Genomic DNA, 17,846 nt, shown 5'->3' with positions numbered 1-17,846 from the left:
GCATTATCTATTGATTATAATTTCAAATAAAACAGAAAGGATGCCGACGATTATCAAGATGGCCATCAGAGAATATTGTTTTCTACTATAAGCTAAATTTATTTCCATCAGCCATGTGGCAATATACACTACTGTTGAAATAAAAAGTAAAGCTAACCCTAAGGACAATCCAATCGAAAAAAGTGGATTAGACTTAGGCAAGCCTGATAGCAAGACGGATATAATTATGATTACGCCAATCATGCCTATAATTGGAAAGATTTTCAAAATGTTTTCAATTTTTAAATCTTTCTTGTGATTATCTTTATTCATAAGTTTCACCACCTTTTATAAATATTATTTAGCTAATTTTAATTTAATAACTGGTCCTCAAGATTAATTATATAACTTGTTACAACTTCTATCTTTCTTCAATTCCTTGATTTTCTAAAGGTGTTATGGATGCCTAGGCTTTTACTAAAGAATTTATCGTACGATCACCTACTTTTCAATGAAAAACTTTCTATTAATGATTATATACTAACTGGCAAGATTTTTTTATTCAGGATTGACCTTTTTTATAAAAATTGCTATATTACTAAAGGTAGAGGACATGTCAGGTCATTCTAGAGAGATTACATTTGGTGCAAGTAATCAAGACATTGATGCTCCCTCATACGGACCATTCGAAAGATTGGCGTTTTGCTGGCGTTAACAGTCACTTAAGAAGATAACCAAGAGTTATTATAAGCAAGGTGGTACCGTGGTTAAGCGCCCTTGCATATAATGACTCTTTATTTTTATTGAAGGAGAATGCGGCATGAAACCATTAAAGAGTAAAGAAATACGTCAGATGTTTTTAGATTTTTTTGCAGAGAAAAATCATCAAATCGTTCCCTCAGCTAACCTCATTCCAATTAACGATCCAACGCTGTTATGGATTAACTCAGGGGTTGCTGCTTTGAAGAAATACATGGATGGAACTGAAGTTCCTGACAATCCCAAGATTGCCAATGTTCAAAAGTGTATTCGTACCAACGATATTGAAAACGTTGGTGTGACTGCACGACACCATACTTTATTTGAAATGCTAGGTAACTGGTCCATAGGGGATTACTTTAAAGAAGAAGCCATTCAATGGGCGTGGGAATTTTTAACTTCAGAAAAATGGTTGAATTTTGATCCCAACCGCCTATATGTTACCTATTATCCCGAAGATGAAGAAACTAAGCAGATTTGGATAGAAAAATGTGGTTTAGATGAAGATCATATTGTGGCTGTGGCTGATAATTTTTGGGATATTGGTGCCGGACCATGTGGTCCCGATTCAGAGATCTTCTACGACCGAGGGGAAAATTATCAAAACCTTTCAGCTGATGACCCTGAAATGTACCCAGGAGGAGAAAATGAACGTTACTTAGAAATTTGGAATCTAGTATTCTCACAATACAATCATATGCCAGATGGAAGCTACCAACCCTTGCCTAACAAGAACGTTGATACAGGTATGGGCTTAGAACGGATGGCCTCGGTCATGCAAGATGTTCCGACAAATTTCGAAACAGATTTATTTATGCCGATCATTGAAGCAATTGGTAGATTGACAACTGTCAATTATGGTGATGATGTAAAAACAGATACCTCTTTTAAAGTTATTGCTGATCATATCCGTGCGGTATCCTTTGCTATTGCTGATGGAGCTTTACCTTCTAACGAAGGACGCGGTTATATCTTAAGACGCTTAATCCGTCGTGCAGTTATGCATGGTCGTAAATTAGGAATTAATCATCTGTTTATTTCAGATTTAGTGCCAATTATTGTGGCTATGATGGGTGATCCTTATAAAGAGCTCATCGAAAAAGAAAACTTTGTTAAAGAAGTACTTTTAAAAGAAGAACAACGTTTCCATGAAACAATTGAAGAAGGCGAAGTCCAACTTCATCAAGTGATTAATGCGGTTCGTCAAGCAGGCCAAACGGTTATTAATGGAGACAGGGCTTTTCATTTATATGACACCTTCGGTTTCCCACTTGAATTGACGCAAGAAATGGCTGATGAAGAAGGGCTAACAGTAGACATTGAAGGTTTTGAGATAGCCATGGAAGAACAAAGAGAAAGAGCCCGTGCCGCACGTACAGATGAAGGATCGATGGCGATCCAATCGACAACTCTACAAGCTATTGACTATGAGTTTGATTTTGTGGGTTATGAACAATTAAGTTCAGATGCGACATTGAAATATATTGTCGTCGATGACCAAGAAGTGGACCAATTACCAGCTAATAGTGAAGGGATTGTATTCTTTAACCGCTCACCTTTTTATGCCGAAATGGGGGGACAAGTAGCCGATTTAGGAGGGATTTTTGATGGCGATCAAATGCTGGCAGAGGTCCTAGATGTTCAAAAGAGTCCTCATGGTCAATTTATGCATAAGGTGAAAACATTGGAAATGCCGTTAAATCGCGAACAGTCTTATACTTTGACAGTTGACCGTCAAGCCAGAATGAGGACCAATCAAAACCATACAGCTACTCACTTATTACATAAGGCCTTAAAAGAAGTTTTAGGGGACCACGCTAATCAAAAAGGATCGTATGTGGGGCCAGATCGCTTACGTTTTGATTTTTCACATTTTGGTAAAATGTCAGCCGAAGAACTTAAACAAGTGGAATCCTATGTAAACTTTATGGTTGAAAACGCTATTAATGTTGACATAAGTGAAATGCCAATTGATGAAGCAAAAGCAATGGGAGCCATGGCACTCTTTGGTGAAAAATATGGGTCAATTGTTCGCGTAGTTAATGTAGGCAATGAATCCATCGAATTGTGTGGAGGAACTCACGTTAACAATACTAATGAGATTGGAACCTTTAAATTAATGGCTGAAAGTGGTATAGGAGCAGGATTGCGCCGCATTGAAGCCTTAACAGGTCAAGCAGCTATCGCCAACTATCAAAAGAACGAATCGCTACTAAAAGAAGTTCAAAATCAATTGAAAGTTAGCCAAAGTGATCAACTGCTAAGCAAGATTGAACAGTTACAACAGGATCTTAAAGTACAGCAATCTGAAATCGACTCCTTGACTGCACGCTTAATGCAGGAAGCTTCAGATGAAATCTTTGATGATGTTCAAACAGTTAAAGACATTAGCTTTATTGCAGCCAGCGTAGACAATCAAAATATGGATTCTTTAAGATCTTTAGGCGATACATGGCGAGAAAAAGCTGCTTCTAATATCCTTGTTTTAGCCACTTCTCATGAGGGAAAAGCTAATCTGTTAGTTTTAGTCGATCAAGAAACAGTGGCTAAGGGCATTAATGCGGGAGATTTAATAAAACCATTAGCAAAACATATTAAAGGTGGTGGAGGAGGTCGTTTGACTATGGCGCAAGCAGGGGGTAAAAATCCAGCGGCTATTCCTCAGTTATTAGAAGCAGTGCCGCAAGAGATTGAGAATAGACTGATCTAGCCTGAAACACAATTTTAATAGTGAAAAAGCTATAAATAAAGCACAATAAGAGCCTTTTTATAGGGATTTATGGTAAACTGGAGATAATAGCTAACAAATCAACTAGGGATGTATTAAGTTGATGAGATTAAGAAAGGTTCGGTGAATACATCTATGCAATCATTAGATGAAACAATACTCTTTAAGTTAGATGATTTAAACCAACATACAGTTCGCGAGAGCTTAGAGATTGTCTATCGCGCATTGGAGGAGAAGGGGTATGATCCAGTCAATCAAATTGTGGGCTATCTCTTATCAGGTGACCCGGCTTATATTCCACGTCACAATGATGCGCGTAACCTCATTCGTCGTCATGAACGCGATGAAATTGTCGAAAAATTAGTCAAGTATTATCTAACTAAGAAGGAGTCTTAGTTCATGCCAATTGGAAATCGCAGCATGGGCTTAGATGTGGGTTCTAAAACGGTAGGGGTTGCTATTAGTGACTTAATGGGTTGGACAGCCCAAGGAATTGAAACTATACCGATTGATGAAGAATCGGATAACTTTGGTTATCAACGTCTTCAAGAACTCATCGAAGAGTATAAAGTAGATAAAGTCATTATTGGCTTACCAAAAAATATGAACAATACATTAGGACCAAGAGCAGAGGCTTCCCAAAAATTTGGTGAAAAACTGCATAAAATTGTCCCAGACTGTCAAATTATTTATCAAGATGAGCGATTGACTACTTCTCAAGCAGAACGGATGCTGATTGAAGAAGGGAATGTCTCACGTAAAAAACGCAAAAAAGTAATTGATAAATTAGCGGCAGTGATGATTTTACAAAATTACTTAGATTATAAGAAATAGGGGTGTTAAGATGGTAGAAGAACATAATCATGAACACGCAGAAAAAGAAATTGACTACATTACTGTTGTCGATGAAGAAGGCAACGAATCGTTATATGAAATTCTATTCACCTTTGATTCACAAGACTATAATAAATCCTATGTCCTTATTTATCCAGCTGGAGCAAATGAAGAAGAAGAAGTAGAAATTCAAGCTTACTCCTATAAAGAAAATCCAGATGGGACTTCTGGTGATTTACAAGCGATCGAAACTGAAGAAGAATGGAACATGATTGACGAAGTATTAAATACATTTTTGGCAGATGAAGAAGAATAGTTAAGAAAGCTAAGCTCTTTCCGATTGATGAAATCGGCAAGAGCTTTTTCTCTTATAAAATCATGAAGCTTGAAACATTAATTTAATCATTCATTAATTAGGTCAGGATAGTTATTTACTGTGTTATTTGCTATAATGCTTACAACATTAGGCTATTAGGAGGAAGTATGAAGATAGATTGGAATAGAATACAAGAAGATGCAAAAGTAAATGAAACCATGCATGTTAAAGAATTACTTTGGACCAATCGAGTAATTAAAATCATTCTTTGGATATTTTTGATTATTATCGTAGTAGGCACCTTATTCATTTATTGGAAACTGGATAAAGATTTAGGGCCGGTGGATGCCAATAGTTCTGAGGCAATCGAAGTGACGATTCCCATCGGGTCGACTTCTAGTGATATTGCACAAATTTTAGAAGATGAAAAACTGGTTAACAATAGTCAAATTTTTAATTTGTTTATGAAATTTAAAGGAGCTAGTGACTTTCAAGCAGGCTATTATCAATTAAAGCCTAATATGAATGCAGAAGAGTTGATTGCAACTTTAAAGGAAGGTGGCGAACCAATCCAAGAAGATATTGATACCACACTGACTGTTGTGGAAGGCATGCAAATAACTGATATTGCACAAGTAGTGGCTGAACAAACACCAATTGAAGCTGATACTTTTATTGATCGCGTTCAAAGTGAAGAGCTGTTTGAAGACTTGTTAAGGCGTTTTCCAAGCTTGATTCAACCACTATCTGAGATTGAAGGCTTAAAATATCGTTTAGAAGGTTATCTTTTCCCAGCTACTTATGATTATATTGCTGGCATGACGGCTGATGATTTAATCATTAATATGGTTGGAAAAGCTAATATTGAATTTCAGAAATTGCAAGAAGACCTTAGCAATACTTGGTTAAACTATCACCAGTTGTTGAGTCTGGCTTCGGTTGTTGAACGAGAAGCATCGACTGATGAAGATCGCGCCTTAGTTGCAGGAGTTTTCTTCAACCGTCTAAACATTGAAATGGCTCTACAAAGTGATATTACGGTTATTTATGCACTTGGCAAGCATAAAGAGCTGGTTACTTATGAAGATTTAGAAGTAGATTCGCCTTATAATACGTATCAACATAGCGGGTTGCCAGTAGGACCGATTAATAGTCCTTCTCTATCATCGATTATGGCGACTATATATCCAACTTATTCAGATAACTATTACTTTGTCGCAGATATGAATACAGGCAAAATCTATTATTCTGCAACAGAAGTTGAGCATAGTGCCTTAGTAGAACAATACGTTCAACCATTCTTTGATGAAGCAAAAAAAGAAGCGAGTCAAGAAAATGCAGAATTAGAAGAAGAATAGCAAGAACAACAAACGAAACTTTTAACAAGCATTTGAATACTAAAAAAGAAATAATATGAAATGGCTTGCATTCAGCTAATTTATATGTTATTTTCTTAAGTATAGTTTTGAGCAAGTTCAATAGAAAGCAAGTAATCACCTCTTATTGGGTGGTTGCTTTCTTTATGTATTTGTCAATTAAGGGAGTGAAGTAATGGGGGATAGACCCATCATCATCGGTGTCACTGGTGGATCAGGTTCTGGTAAATCAAGTGTTAGCAAGCGAATATTAGAACAGTTTACTGAGATGTCCGTTTTGGTCTTAGCACAAGATAATTATTATAAAGACCAAAGCCATCTGACATTTGAGGAAAGATTAAAGACGAATTACGACCATCCCTTTGCTTTTGACAATGATTTATTTTTTGAACATATCCAAGCTTTTATAAGAGGTGAAACAATTGAAGTCCCTATTTATGATTTTGTGAACTACACGCGTTCACTTGAAACACGTAGAGAAGCTTCACGTGACGTGCTAATCTTAGAAGGGATTTTAATTTTTGAAGATAAAATGATTCGTGACTTATGTGATATTAAAATATATGTCGATACGGAAGATGATATTCGCCTTTCTAGAAGAATTAAACGCGATGTCATTAAAAGAGGACGTTCTGTAGAATCTGTTCTTGAACAGTACGAAACAGTTGTCAAGCCGATGCATCATCAATTTACTGAGCCAACTAAACGCTATGCAGATATTATTGTCCCGGAAGGCGGCCATAATCATGTGGCCATAGATTTATTAGTTACTAAAATTAACACAATTATTAATTAATTTGAAGGAGTATTAACAGATGGCAGATAAAACATATCCAATGACCCTAGAAGGTAAGAAAAAAATTGAAGCTGAATTAGAAGATTTAAAAGTAAATAAACGAGCTGAAATTATTGAACGCATTAAAGTAGCCCGGTCTTTTGGTGATCTTTCTGAAAACTCAGAATATGAATCAGCAAAAGATGAACAAGCTTTCGTTGAAGGACGTATTTCAACATTAGAAAATATGATGCGCTTTGCTGAAATTATTGATGATAAAAATGTTGCGGCTAATGAAGTAACATTGGGTCGTACCGTGACTTTTAACGAATTGCCTGATGGTCCTGAAGAAGCATATACCATTGTTGGCTCTGCTGAAGCAGACCCAATGGAATATAAGATTTCTAACGATTCGCCAATGGCCAAAGCTCTATTAGGCCATAAAGTGGGTGATAAAGTAACTATTGAAACACCGGGCGGCTCATTTGATGTGGAAATTACTAAGGTGGCTAAGGCATAATTTATCCAACAGTTAGACTCCTTTTGGGGGTCTTTTTTTATGCCTTTTTCTAGGATTTGTTTGCTATAATAGATGGAAGATAAGCAAAGTATTATCTTTTTTCAGTATATCTTTTATGCAATAATAGCAATGACTTAACAGAAGGGAGGTATTCCAATGAAAGACTTCTTTCGCAAACGTATTTTTCTCACGATGATTCTTTGTATCTTTTTAATTATATTAGAATTACTTACAGATTGGCATTTTCTTGGAATGTTTGCAGGAGGATTTTTGCTCATCAGTTTGAGCCTTTATATAGAGCGCTATTGGTTGAACCGATTGATTTTAGGATTGGGTTTGATTTTGGTTATTATGACGATTGTTTTAACCAAATCATTCTGGCTATTTCTTTTAACCATCTTTTTCGCTTTAATTGTCTTTAAAAAAGAGCATATCCATGAAATGGGTAATCTTTCGGAGAGTGTTTTACATCCAGCCCCTAAAGAGTCTGAGAGTTATTACGGGATTAAACTGCTTCAACCACAAGACCAGCAGCGAACAATCTTAGAGTATCGCTCTCTTTTTGATATGCGAGAAGAAGGAACTAAGACTTCATATGAGTGGGATGATATTAATCTTGTATATTTTGGTGGAAATTCTATTATTGATTTAGGGAATACCCTCATTCCAGCAGGTGAGCATACGGTAGTCATTCGAAAAATGTTTGGCCGTGTTCGTTTAATCATTCCGAGGGATATTGGCTTGAAAATGAATATATCTTTAATTAGTGGCAATGTTTTATTTGAATCTCAAGACTATGTATTAACATTGGAAAACTTTAAATGGCGTAGTCCCGATTATCAACAGGCTAACCGCAAATTAAATGTTATTATTTCAAGCTTTATAGGAGATGTAGAGGTGATTATTTTATGAATTTACGGTTATGGATTCGTATCTTACTCAATCAATTAATTATTACATTGCTGATCTGTTTTTTTGTGGTTGGTCTTTGTGCATGGCAACTACCAGCTTTTAATATTGAAGACCTTTTTATAATTAAGATCTGGGACGTTCGATTATTTATCTGGGTAGTAGCTATTATTATTGCCTTCTCAGTCATCTATAGTTTATATCTTACCTTTTCACTAAATGATTCTTATGAACTGATTCGAGCAAAAATCAATTGGTTATTGTTAGGCAAATATCACCATCCGATCTTCAATAAAACCAACCGTAAATCCAGTCTCTATACACAAGATTATAGCTTGGCCCAAGATATTAACCGCCTGCGCAATCGCTTGGTTGATTTGACTGAAGACTTACAAGAATTTACAGCTGCTCCGGTCTTTGTCGGTGAAGAGACTAAGGAAGAAATTATCGAACATGAGCGTAGTCGCATAGCACGTGAACTTCATGATTCGGTATCCCAACAATTATTTGCTGCTATGATGATGTTGTCAGCTATTACTGAATCCTATCCTGAAGAGGAAAACCCTAAATTAAGTGCTAAGCTTGAAAAAATTGAATCGGTCATTGGAAATGCTCAAACTGAAATGCGAGCCTTGCTCTTACATTTACGACCGGTTGACTTACAAGGAAAATCACTGCAACAAGGAATTAATAATTTGCTATTAGAACTACAAGCCAAAATACCTCTAGAACTGACTTGGGAATTAGATGATCCTAGACTAGAAACGGGAATCGAAGACCATCTCTTTCGGATTATTCAAGAAGCGGTGTCAAATACTATGCGGCATGCTCGAGCAAATAAATTAGATGTTTATCTAAGAGAAACAATGGATATGATAAATATTCGCATTGTTGATGATGGACGTGGCTTTGATCCTGTTCAATCGAAAAAGTCAGGCTCTTATGGTTTAACCAATATCCAAGAAAGAGTGAAGGGGATGGGAGGGGCGGTTTCGATAATTTCTTCTCCAGGGCAGGGAACGGTTGTCGATATTAAGTTGCCTTATAAACTTAAAAAATAAAATTATAAAATAAAGGAGTCAGTGTATGATAAAAGTATTATTAGTTGATGACCACGAAATGGTCAGGCTAGGTGTTTCGTCTTATCTAAGTATTCAAGAAGATATGGAAGTGGTGGGAGAAGCTAATAATGGCTTAGTAGGTTATCATCGTGCCCTGGATTTACGACCGGATGTTATTTTGATGGACTTAGTCATGGATACCATGGACGGAATTGAAGCCACGCAAAAAATTATGCAAGAGTGGCCCGAAGCTAAAATTATTATCGTGACATCTTTCTTAGATGACGAAAAAGTATATCCAGCTATTGAAGCAGGAGCTCAATCATATATCCTAAAAACTTCATCAGCTAAAGAAATCGCCGAGGCTATTCGCTCAACCTACCAAGGTAAGAGCGTGATGCAGGATGAAGTTACGCAAAAGATGCTAAATCGCGAAACCGAAGAAAGGCAAGTCCATCTGCATGATGATTTGACCAATCGTGAGCGTGAAGTCTTAGGATTGATTGCTAGAGGGTATTCCAATCAAGCGATTGCAGAAGAGTTGTTTATCACTTTAAAGACGGTAAAAACCCACGTTTCTAATATCCTATCAAAATTAGAAGTGGATGATCGCACACAAGCGACGATATATGCTTTCCAACATAATTTGGTGGATTAAGCAAAAAACTCGCTCAGATAAAAAAATTGCTATATGATAGATTCAGTTTATAGAGGAGGGAGTTGTTGCATTTGATTGCAACAAAGCATATGAAACTAACAGTAACAAATAAAGCAGCAGATTGGTTTAAGGAAGAAATAGGATTTAGCCAAGGTGCTGGTGTTCGCTTTAAAACAAAAATTTATGGATCGAGCCCTTTTGACAATGGTTTTGGGATTGCCATTGATTCTGTTCAGCCAGAAGACCCTTTAGTCACTTATCAAGCGCCCAATGGGGTCCTCTTCTTTATTGAACAAGATGACGAATGGTTTTTTGATGAATATGATTTAGAGGTAACTCTTGATGAAAGACTCTGTGAACCCACTTACAATTACATTAAGAATGGTCATTCCATTCATTAAATGAGGAGGATATTTGTGTCAGCATTACAAAATCAAAACGCTATGAAAACTAAACGCTTAGTTATTTTAAGTATCTTCATGGCTATTATCCTATTACAAACTTGGGTACCTTTTCTAGGCTATATAGCCATACCCCCATTAAATATTACTATTATTCATGTAACGGTAATTGTAGCGACCTTATGGTTAGGCACTAAAGATGGTTTTATTATCGGAGCATTTTGGGGCTTGAACTCCTTGATTCGTGCTTATGTTATGCCAACATCGCCCATGTATGTTTATGTCTTTTCTTCACCATTAGTCTCACTTTTACCACGGATGATTATGCCTTTGATTGTTGGATGGTTTGCCCACCAAGCTCAAGATAAAATTCAAGATCGCTTGCGCTATATGATAGCAGGGGCCTTAGGTTCAATCTTAAATACAGTTTTCGTCTTAGGGGCAATTGGCCTCTTTAAACAGGCAGAGTATTCACAAATTAGTGGAGCCAATCTCGATAGTTTATGGCAGGTGCTCGGTGGTATTGTGTTAGTGAATGGTGTACCTGAGATGATCTTTTCAATTTTAGTGACGCCAATTTTACTGAATGCCGTCAAAAAATTACCTCAAACTCTTTAAGTAGGAAGTCCAAGATAATTCGTCTAAAAGCTGACTGACCTTCTTTGACATTTCCTCATGGAGATGCTAGTATGTATTTATACCTTTAATTGGGGGTGTCATGGTTTCGACAGGTGTTGTTCGAACCTTGGATGCGTCAGGTAGGCAGCGACTACCTCACCAACGCTACAGTTAAATATAACTGCAAACAATAATAACAATTTAGCTTTAGCTGCCTAAAAACAGCTGGCTAAGATCAGCCTAGCATCGCCCATGTGTTAGTTCCTGGTCTCAAATTAGTGGGATACGCTAAGTCTTTCCGTCTGTAAGCCTTAGAAGAGATAAGCAGACTCGCAAACACAAATGCCTGTTGGTCGGCTATGTGGGAGCTAAATAATAATAGACGCAACTATTGACGTAGATTCTTTGGTGGCGAGACATTTGGACAGGGGTTCGACTCCCCTCATCTCCATTGTTTTTTAATAAGAATATAGATTTATCAGTATTTTAAGACATAAGTAGTTGAACTTAAATAAAGTTATGGTTCGAAATGCTTAATAGGTCTTATATTGAGATAAAATAAATCTATATTCTTTTTTGTATGGTAGTAAATATAGGGCAGTGTCAAATAAATTGTGTAAGCTAATGTAAGATTAAGTAAAAATCTTCTAACTAGATAATATTATAGGCATTATACGTCATCCCCTATAGGGGATGAATTTTTTTGCTTTGACCTTTTCCTTGTATTTCATCTAGCATTTTATTTAGTTCCTATTGTGCTTGACCAAATCCCTTATGGATTCTAGAAGAAAACTTCGTATTGAATTTTGAAACATAGGTATATAGATACTTTTCTAAAGATCTCTCATGGGAAATTGTTCCTTAACCATTGCAGCCTTTGACTTCCGATTTTTCGTAATTAAGAAAGACTGTCCTTTCGCATACAGGTAATAAGTTAATCGCTTCTTCTAAGTTTTGACGAAATAGGTCCTGAACAGATTTATCTTCTGCTAGTGCTGTGAATAATTTTGTGCTAACGACTTCCATAAGGGACCTCCTGTGTGATTGCTTATTTGATTTTACAATCTTACATAAGAGAGGTCTCTTTTTCTACAAAGATTCGGAGCTTACACAAAATATTTTACGCTCTGAAGAAAAGCGTAATTATCTATATTAGAAGGTTATTATATTGTGGGATCTCTCCCTTTTAATAACTTCTTTTTTCTTAATCATAGTAGCTTTAAAATAAGCATATTTGACACTAAAAGCTGGTTGAATTAAACTTAAACTAATTAATCGGTCAGTCGACCGAACGGGAAATGGGTGGATAAATGACAAAAATATCTATTAGTGATGGGAACTCTAATCAAGATATGCGATCTTATATACTTGAGATTGCATCAGTTTTAATTAGTGAATTAGGCATTGAAGAAACAACTTTGCGTAAAATTGCTGAAGCAGCGGGTATTAGTAAAGGAACGCTTTATTATTATTATCCTGCCAAACAAGCGATCATTTATGAATTGGCAGAAAAAAATTTAGAAATGATAACAGAAGACTTACTTTTATTCATTGAAGAGTCTGATGAGGAGATTGATGCAGAAGAAATATTGAAGACTTTATTTAATAAAATTATCTATGCGGATACTAGAGGCTCCTTACATCTTTATCTTTTAAGCGATGCGATTACTAATAATCAATCCTTGGCTAAAAAGTTTGAAACACGCTATCAGTCCTGGCGAGAGACCATTCGAAAAAGTTTAATAAAAGGATTAAAGCGACAGGGAAGAGATTATCACGCCCTCTCTTATCTTATTTTAGCTTTGTTAGATGGCTTAATTATTCAACAGAAATTTGCTACGGAAGAAATACCTGTGAATCAGATTGTTAAATTGCTTATTTAATTAAGCAAAATTTATAAAAGGCGGTTGCATGTTATGAAAAAATTAATGGTAGAAATTGGTTTAAAATTTTTAGTAAGAGGATTAATAGCTGCTGCTAAAGTAGAGCCTGCAATTCAGAAAGAGTTAGGACACTATGCGGATGGTTTCTTGTTTGAATTGACAGTTTTAAACACTAGTACAAAAGTATTCTTTGAAAAAAGAAATGATGGCTTTAATTATTTAGGAAAGCATGTGGATGCCCCAGCTGATCTGTCGATTATTTTTAAAAGTTATCGGGCTGCACAAATGTTAATTCTTGGTCAAATAGGTCTGCACCAGGGCTATGCTCAACATCGTTTTATTGTTAAAGGTGATTTCCTAAAAGCTATGCCTCTCGTTCGAATTTTATATTATGTAGAAGCTTATCTTTTCCCAAATTTTATTAGCAAAAATATTTTAAAAGAACAACCAGTGCTTTCAGCCAGCAAAGGCAAAGCCTACTTTCATTTAGTGTTTTAAGGAGGATTAGTATGAAAATACCAGAATATTATGAATTTATGAATTCAGTCAAGATTTTATCTGGCAAAGGCGCTTTAGAAAACATCCCATTTGAATTATTGAATTTAGAGGCCCAGAGGCCTTTGATTTTAACAGATGAGTCATTGATAAAGCATGGACAAGTGCAAATTATTACAGAGGCTTTAGAAGATGCCAATATTGAAATCGCTGCTATCTTCAAAGAGATTCCACAAGACTCATCATTAAATGTGGTCCAGGAAATCAGTGACGTCTATCAAACACATCAATGTGATAGTATCATCGCTATTGGCGGTGGATCAGTTATTGATACTGCTAAAGGAGTAAATGTTTTAGTTTCTAAAAAAGTCAAAGACTTAAATGAACTCATGGGGTTAGAGCTAGTCGGTGGTAAGTTAAATCCTTTGATAGTCGTGCCAAGTACTGCAGGCACAGGCTCGGAGGCAACCTTAGTCTCAGTGATTGCGGACACGAGCCGTAAGGTAAAGTTGGAGTTTATTTCATACAGTCTTTTACCAGATGTGGCTGTTTTAGATTATCGAATGACAGCGTCACTTCCAGCGAAAATAACTGCATCAACTGGAATCGATGCCTTAACACACAGTATTGAGGCCTTAACGGGTTGTCAAAAAAATCCACTTAGCTCTGCTTATGCCTTAGCTGCCATAGAATTAATTGGGAAGCACCTTAAAGAAGCGGTCCAAAATGGTAAAAATAAAGAAGCTCGCATAGCCATGGCGAATGCGTCCTTAATGGCAGGTATATCCTTTTCTAACTCAATGGTAGGCATTGTTCATGCGATAGGTCACGCTTGTGGATCAATCAGTAAAATTGCCCATGGAGATGCGATGGCGATTTTACTTCCATATGCTATGGAAATGAATTTAAAGCATTCACAATCTTGTAAAGAGGAGTATGCTAGAATTTTATTGGCTTTCTCTGGACCAGAAGTATACAGCCAGACACCCAAAGATCAAAGAGCCGCTCGTACAATAAATGCTATCAGAGATTTACTTAATGAATTGCATAAAATAGCGGGTTTACCGACCCGTTTGCGAGATGTCGATGTTAAAAAAGAGGATTTTAAACAGATTGCCAAGACAGCCATGAATGATGGGGCTACAATTGTGAACCCAGTGCAAGTTACTACTGAACGGATTATGGATATTTTAGAAGCAGCTTATTAAGAAGGAGCATGATAAAAATGGAAGAGACAAGTGGTGTATTAGAAAAACAAAAAGAATATTTTGCAAGTGGAGAGACCAAAGCAATTGATTTTCGAATTGCTAAGCTGAAAAAATTGTATCAAGCGATTGAAGACTATGAGCTTGAAATATTAGAAGCCTTAAGAAGTGATTTAAATAAAGCAGGATTTGAAGGCTATGTTAGTGAGATTGGATTGGTTTTAGAAGAGATCACTTATATGTTAAAAAACATGAAGAGATTACTCAAACCTAAGCGTGTACGAACACCAATCTCTCAGTTTCCATCAGTCAGTCGTGTCTATAAAGAGCCTTATGGGCAGGTGTTGATTATTGCCCCTTGGAATTATCCATTTTTGCTGACTTTATCGCCACTTGTTGGTGCCTTAGCGGCCGGAAATACTGCTGTTATCAAACCCTCTGAATTTGCACCGGCTACGTCTGCTATTATTAAAAAAATGATCGCAGATACCTTTGATCCGGCTTATGTGACGGTGGTGGAAGGGGCTGTTGAAGTTAATCAGTCTTTGTTAAGTAAAGATTTTGACTTAATTTTTTTCACAGGAAGCAAACAGGTGGGGAAAATTGTAATGGAAAAAGCAGCTCAGCATTTGACGCCAGTCGTCTTAGAATTAGGTGGGAAAAGTCCAGCCATTGTTGACAAATCAGCCGATATAAAAATAGCTGCTAAGCGAATTGCTTGGGGCAAAGCTTTAAATGCAGGACAAACCTGTGTGGCTCCAGATTATTTACTTGTTCAAGAAGATGTGAAAGAAAAACTAACAGAGGAATTAATGAAGACTCTGGAAGGTTTTTTTGGCAAGCACGCAGAAACAAATCCTGAATATCCCAAAATAATCAGTGATAGGCATTATCAGCGATTACTTAATCTGCTAGAGACAGGCAAAGTGATTTACGGGGGTCAAAAAAATGATGAAACACACCAAATAAATATCACATTAATGGAGGATGTTTCTTGGAAAGATCCAATTATGCAAGAAGAGATATTTGGTCCGATATTACCCATAATCACCTATAAGACTATAGATGAAGCGATGGATCATATTAAGGCACGTCCAAAGCCTTTAGCTTTGTATTTATTTACAAAAGAGAAAGATATTGAGCGAAAGGTTTTAACGGAGGTTTCCTTCGGAGGGGGAGCAATAAATGAGACAGTAACCCACCTAGCGACTCCTTATATGGGCTTTGGTGGAGTGGGAGAAAGCGGAATGGGCAGCTATAATGGCAAAAACAGCATTGACACCTTTTCTCATAGTAAAAGCATCTTGAAAAAAAGTAATTGGCTTGATCTTCCTTTCCGTTATCCACCTTATAAGACAAGTATAAAATGGATCAAAAAGATTATGAAATGAGATGTTTTTTAGCTAGCAATAAGCAGTTGACTAGCAAGTAAATGTTCAGCATACTTTAAGTTTTGTTTAAAGAGAAACTAGTATAAGAAATCGATAAAATTAATAATATAAAGATCTTTATAGGAGAGATGCCCCCCAAAGATAGAGCTATCAAACTCACTTTTGGGGGTTATATTAGAGTAGCTGATTATTTTAATAGCAATAAATTAAATGCAAGTAGCCTTTTAAGGAAGTATAAAGACCTAGCATTGAATGGGCTCACTAAAAAAACTATAGCTCTTCATGAGTGGAACCTAAGACTAAAACAGCTCGATCAGGACAGTGTTTTTATTAACTAACTTAAAATAGATGTTGACTAAGTAAAGTATAAACTAATAGCTATGACAAAGTTTTTTAACTTCTAGAAGATTGCCTAAAGATTTAGCTTATGGAAATCACTATTTTTATTTAAGGAAGAATTTGTTTTATGGTTTGATAGCCTATGAAAAGTTTTGTAAACTTTGCTATGCTTGTAATAATACGAAAAAAATAGTTACGAAATTGACGGAGGATTTATAGTGGAAAATTTTACTGCAATCTGGAATATCTATGAAAGCTCTTTTCCTGAAGATGAAAAAAGAAGTTTAAACTTACAATTAGAAATATTGAAAAATCCTAATTATCAAATGAAAGCCTTAGAAGATGACGGTAGAGTAGTAGGTTTTATATCTTTTTGGGACATTGGAGAATATGTATTTATTGAACATTTTGCCATAGATGACAGTTTCCGAGGTAGAAATTATGGCAGTAAATTTTTGAATACTTTCTTAAATGAAGCTGATAAAAAAATAGTCTTAGAGGTAGAAAAGCCTGAAGACAATATCACTAAACGAAGAATAAATTTTTATCAGCGTTTAGATTTTAAGTTGAATGCTTATGACTACACGCAACCTCCATTAGAAGAAGGGAAAAATGCGATTCCGCTTTTATTGATGACTTATCCAGAAGCAATGGATCAAGAGCAATTCAATAAGGTTAAAGAAGCTTTGTATCGGGTCGTTTATGCGAATGAGATTAAGTAATCCGATAAGATGCTAGCAAAATCGAGAAAGTTTACTAATTACAAGGCTGCTTAAAGTGGATAAGAATTTTAGACCCTTACACTCCATATGTTAAAATAGTATAAAATGTTAGGAGATTATTATGAATCAATCAATGGAAGAATGGATAAAAGCTTTGGATATGGAAGCTCATCCGGAAGGTGGCTATTATTGCGAAGTTGAAAGATCACAAGACAAACTAAAAATAAATGGGAAAGAACGTTCTCTGTTCACTAGTATCTATTTTCTATTGGAAAAAGAAAACCCCTCACATTTTCATCGTTTAACTGCTGATGAAATATGGTACTATCATTACGGACAGCCATTGACCGTGCATATGATTTCTCCAGATGGCGATTATACAAATGTTACTTTAGGACTAGCTGTTGCGCAAGGTCAAGTACTACAATATCGTGTTCCTAAAGGGACAATCTTTGGCTCAACCGTTGAAGATGGGTTTTCGCTCGTATCGTGTATGGTTTCACCAGGATTTGAGTTTGAGGATTTTGAGTTGTTTCGTTACCATGAACTGATCGAACAGTACCCAGAGTATGAAGAAATGATCCAATTATTGAGTAAATAATAAAAATGGAAGAAGCAGAGTGTTTCTTCCATTTTTTTTGGTAGTAAAGCTTATCTATTGGAATCAGCATCTATCCAAGGGTTTTTACTATAGACCTTTATCTTTTGAAGGGTAGATTGTTGTTTTTTATTGATGAAGATGCTGCTGAATGACTTTCAGTTCCCTCACGTTCGGCGCTGATTGGTTTAAAGGAGCATTCTCCATTTTCAATTATTGATTTTTGTCAACCGTAAATGAAAATGTCCTGAAATTTTAAAAATTTGCGGGATAAAACTA

The 17,846-nt window shown here is 36.1% G+C and carries 20 protein-coding genes and 1 other RNA gene; 19 read left to right on the top strand and 2 right to left on the bottom strand.

Translation table 11 applies throughout. From position 1 onward, the window contains the following. Nucleotides 1–3: 3 nt before the first annotated feature. The gene (locus tag ACQV2P_RS07005) at nucleotides 4–312 is read right to left on the bottom strand and encodes a hypothetical protein (RefSeq protein WP_428874256.1); all 309 of its coding nucleotides are present in this window, start codon (nucleotides 310–312) and stop codon (nucleotides 4–6) included. A 487-nt stretch (nucleotides 313–799) separates the two neighbouring features. On the opposite strand from ACQV2P_RS07005, the gene alaS reads away from it, so the two are divergent. The 13 genes from alaS to ssrA all read left to right on the top strand — a co-directional run bounded on the left by alaS (nucleotide 800) and on the right by ssrA (nucleotide 11,388). Next, entirely contained in the window at nucleotides 800–3,448 is a 2,649-nt protein-coding gene (gene alaS, locus ACQV2P_RS07000; protein ID WP_428874255.1) for an alanine--tRNA ligase, read from the top strand. A gap of 153 nt (nucleotides 3,449–3,601) precedes the next feature. Then, the gene (locus ACQV2P_RS06995) at nucleotides 3,602–3,862 is read left to right on the top strand and encodes an IreB family regulatory phosphoprotein (protein WP_428874262.1); all 261 of its coding nucleotides are present in this window, start codon (nucleotides 3,602–3,604) and stop codon (nucleotides 3,860–3,862) included. A gap of 3 nt (nucleotides 3,863–3,865) precedes the next feature. Continuing rightward, nucleotides 3,866–4,300 (top strand): Holliday junction resolvase RuvX, encoded by a 435-nt coding sequence (ruvX, locus tag ACQV2P_RS06990; RefSeq protein WP_428874254.1) that lies wholly within the window; start codon nucleotides 3,866–3,868, stop codon nucleotides 4,298–4,300. 10 nt (nucleotides 4,301–4,310) lie between these two features. Next, entirely contained in the window at nucleotides 4,311–4,616 is a 306-nt protein-coding gene (locus ACQV2P_RS06985) for a DUF1292 domain-containing protein (RefSeq protein ID WP_428874253.1), read from the top strand. Between the two features lie 167 nt (nucleotides 4,617–4,783). Then, the gene (mltG, locus tag ACQV2P_RS06980; protein WP_428894802.1) at nucleotides 4,784–5,974 is read left to right on the top strand and encodes an endolytic transglycosylase MltG; all 1,191 of its coding nucleotides are present in this window, start codon (nucleotides 4,784–4,786) and stop codon (nucleotides 5,972–5,974) included. Nucleotides 5,975–6,167: 193 nt separating this feature from the next. Continuing rightward, nucleotides 6,168–6,788 (top strand): uridine kinase, encoded by a 621-nt coding sequence (gene udk / locus ACQV2P_RS06975; protein WP_428876311.1) that lies wholly within the window; start codon nucleotides 6,168–6,170, stop codon nucleotides 6,786–6,788. A 19-nt stretch (nucleotides 6,789–6,807) separates the two neighbouring features. Further along, nucleotides 6,808–7,287: a transcription elongation factor GreA gene (greA, locus tag ACQV2P_RS06970; RefSeq protein ID WP_428874250.1), complete on the top strand. Its 480-nt coding sequence runs from the start codon at nucleotides 6,808–6,810 to the stop codon at nucleotides 7,285–7,287. Nucleotides 7,288–7,443: 156 nt separating this feature from the next. Next, the gene (gene liaF / locus ACQV2P_RS06965; protein WP_428875419.1) at nucleotides 7,444–8,199 is read left to right on the top strand and encodes a cell wall-active antibiotics response protein LiaF; all 756 of its coding nucleotides are present in this window, start codon (nucleotides 7,444–7,446) and stop codon (nucleotides 8,197–8,199) included. Continuing rightward, nucleotides 8,196–9,257, top strand: a complete 1,062-nt coding sequence (locus tag ACQV2P_RS06960; RefSeq protein ID WP_428874247.1) for a sensor histidine kinase — start codon at nucleotides 8,196–8,198, stop codon at nucleotides 9,255–9,257. Before liaF ends, ACQV2P_RS06960 begins: the two co-directional genes overlap by 4 nt. Before the next feature lie 25 nt (nucleotides 9,258–9,282). After that, nucleotides 9,283–9,915 carry a response regulator gene (locus ACQV2P_RS06955; protein ID WP_428874246.1) on the top strand — a complete coding sequence of 211 codons (633 nt, stop codon included), beginning with the start codon at nucleotides 9,283–9,285 and terminating at the stop codon, nucleotides 9,913–9,915. Between the two features lie 65 nt (nucleotides 9,916–9,980). Continuing rightward, a complete protein-coding gene (locus ACQV2P_RS06950; RefSeq protein WP_428874245.1) occupies nucleotides 9,981–10,316 on the top strand; it encodes a HesB/YadR/YfhF family protein in 336 nt (111 codons plus the stop codon). A gap of 15 nt (nucleotides 10,317–10,331) precedes the next feature. Continuing rightward, nucleotides 10,332–10,934, top strand: a complete 603-nt coding sequence (locus ACQV2P_RS06945; protein ID WP_428874244.1) for an ECF transporter S component — start codon at nucleotides 10,332–10,334, stop codon at nucleotides 10,932–10,934. Between the two features lie 91 nt (nucleotides 10,935–11,025). Further along, nucleotides 11,026–11,388, top strand: a transfer-messenger RNA (tmRNA) gene (ssrA, locus tag ACQV2P_RS06940). A gap of 407 nt (nucleotides 11,389–11,795) precedes the next feature. Here the strand turns inward: ssrA and ACQV2P_RS06935 are convergent. Then, nucleotides 11,796–11,960 carry a hypothetical protein gene (locus ACQV2P_RS06935; protein WP_428874243.1) on the bottom strand — a complete coding sequence of 55 codons (165 nt, stop codon included), beginning with the start codon at nucleotides 11,958–11,960 and terminating at the stop codon, nucleotides 11,796–11,798. Nucleotides 11,961–12,244: 284 nt separating this feature from the next. Here ACQV2P_RS06935 and ACQV2P_RS06930 point away from each other — a divergent pair, with 284 nt between their 5' ends. From ACQV2P_RS06930 to ACQV2P_RS06905, 6 genes are all read left to right on the top strand, one after another. Continuing rightward, on the top strand, nucleotides 12,245–12,817 hold the full coding sequence (locus ACQV2P_RS06930) for a TetR/AcrR family transcriptional regulator (RefSeq protein ID WP_428875506.1): 573 nt from the start codon (nucleotides 12,245–12,247) through the stop codon (nucleotides 12,815–12,817). Nucleotides 12,818–12,850: 33 nt separating this feature from the next. Next, complete coding sequence (locus ACQV2P_RS06925; RefSeq protein WP_428874241.1) at nucleotides 12,851–13,315, top strand: hypothetical protein; 465 nt, start codon at nucleotides 12,851–12,853, stop codon at nucleotides 13,313–13,315. 11 nt (nucleotides 13,316–13,326) lie between these two features. Continuing rightward, a complete protein-coding gene (locus ACQV2P_RS06920) occupies nucleotides 13,327–14,520 on the top strand; it encodes an iron-containing alcohol dehydrogenase (protein ID WP_428874240.1) in 1,194 nt (397 codons plus the stop codon). A 17-nt stretch (nucleotides 14,521–14,537) separates the two neighbouring features. Beyond that, nucleotides 14,538–15,908: an aldehyde dehydrogenase gene (locus tag ACQV2P_RS06915; protein WP_428874239.1), complete on the top strand. Its 1,371-nt coding sequence runs from the start codon at nucleotides 14,538–14,540 to the stop codon at nucleotides 15,906–15,908. A gap of 557 nt (nucleotides 15,909–16,465) precedes the next feature. Beyond that, a complete protein-coding gene (locus tag ACQV2P_RS06910) occupies nucleotides 16,466–16,969 on the top strand; it encodes a GNAT family N-acetyltransferase (RefSeq protein ID WP_428884854.1) in 504 nt (167 codons plus the stop codon). Between the two features lie 121 nt (nucleotides 16,970–17,090). Beyond that, complete coding sequence (locus ACQV2P_RS06905) at nucleotides 17,091–17,570, top strand: cupin domain-containing protein (protein ID WP_428874237.1); 480 nt, start codon at nucleotides 17,091–17,093, stop codon at nucleotides 17,568–17,570. Nucleotides 17,571–17,846: the final 276 nt, after the last annotated feature.

The sequence above is a fragment of the Facklamia sp. P12932 genome (genome assembly GCF_050409545.1).
Classification (GTDB): Bacteria; Bacillota; Bacilli; order Lactobacillales; family Aerococcaceae; genus Facklamia.
The sequence above is the reverse complement of the archived record's forward strand: the minus strand, read 5'-3'. Positions and strand labels throughout refer to the sequence as shown.

Coding starts and splice junctions, on each gene's coding strand:
- ACQV2P_RS07005 (WP_428874256.1), bottom strand. CDS start 312: ATGAATAAAGATAATCACAAGAAAGATTTAAAAATTGAAAACATTTTG.
- alaS (WP_428874255.1), top strand. CDS start 800: ATGAAACCATTAAAGAGTAAAGAAATACGTCAGATGTTTTTAGATTTT.
- ACQV2P_RS06995 (WP_428874262.1), top strand. CDS start 3,602: ATGCAATCATTAGATGAAACAATACTCTTTAAGTTAGATGATTTAAAC.
- ruvX (WP_428874254.1), top strand. CDS start 3,866: ATGCCAATTGGAAATCGCAGCATGGGCTTAGATGTGGGTTCTAAAACG.
- ACQV2P_RS06985 (WP_428874253.1), top strand. CDS start 4,311: ATGGTAGAAGAACATAATCATGAACACGCAGAAAAAGAAATTGACTAC.
- mltG (WP_428894802.1), top strand. CDS start 4,784: ATGAAGATAGATTGGAATAGAATACAAGAAGATGCAAAAGTAAATGAA.
- udk (WP_428876311.1), top strand. CDS start 6,168: ATGGGGGATAGACCCATCATCATCGGTGTCACTGGTGGATCAGGTTCT.
- greA (WP_428874250.1), top strand. CDS start 6,808: ATGGCAGATAAAACATATCCAATGACCCTAGAAGGTAAGAAAAAAATT.
- liaF (WP_428875419.1), top strand. CDS start 7,444: ATGAAAGACTTCTTTCGCAAACGTATTTTTCTCACGATGATTCTTTGT.
- ACQV2P_RS06960 (WP_428874247.1), top strand. CDS start 8,196: ATGAATTTACGGTTATGGATTCGTATCTTACTCAATCAATTAATTATT.
- ACQV2P_RS06955 (WP_428874246.1), top strand. CDS start 9,283: ATGATAAAAGTATTATTAGTTGATGACCACGAAATGGTCAGGCTAGGT.
- ACQV2P_RS06935 (WP_428874243.1), bottom strand. CDS start 11,960: ATGGAAGTCGTTAGCACAAAATTATTCACAGCACTAGCAGAAGATAAA.
- ACQV2P_RS06930 (WP_428875506.1), top strand. CDS start 12,245: ATGACAAAAATATCTATTAGTGATGGGAACTCTAATCAAGATATGCGA.
- ACQV2P_RS06925 (WP_428874241.1), top strand. CDS start 12,851: ATGAAAAAATTAATGGTAGAAATTGGTTTAAAATTTTTAGTAAGAGGA.
- ACQV2P_RS06920 (WP_428874240.1), top strand. CDS start 13,327: ATGAAAATACCAGAATATTATGAATTTATGAATTCAGTCAAGATTTTA.
- ACQV2P_RS06915 (WP_428874239.1), top strand. CDS start 14,538: ATGGAAGAGACAAGTGGTGTATTAGAAAAACAAAAAGAATATTTTGCA.
- ACQV2P_RS06905 (WP_428874237.1), top strand. CDS start 17,091: ATGAATCAATCAATGGAAGAATGGATAAAAGCTTTGGATATGGAAGCT.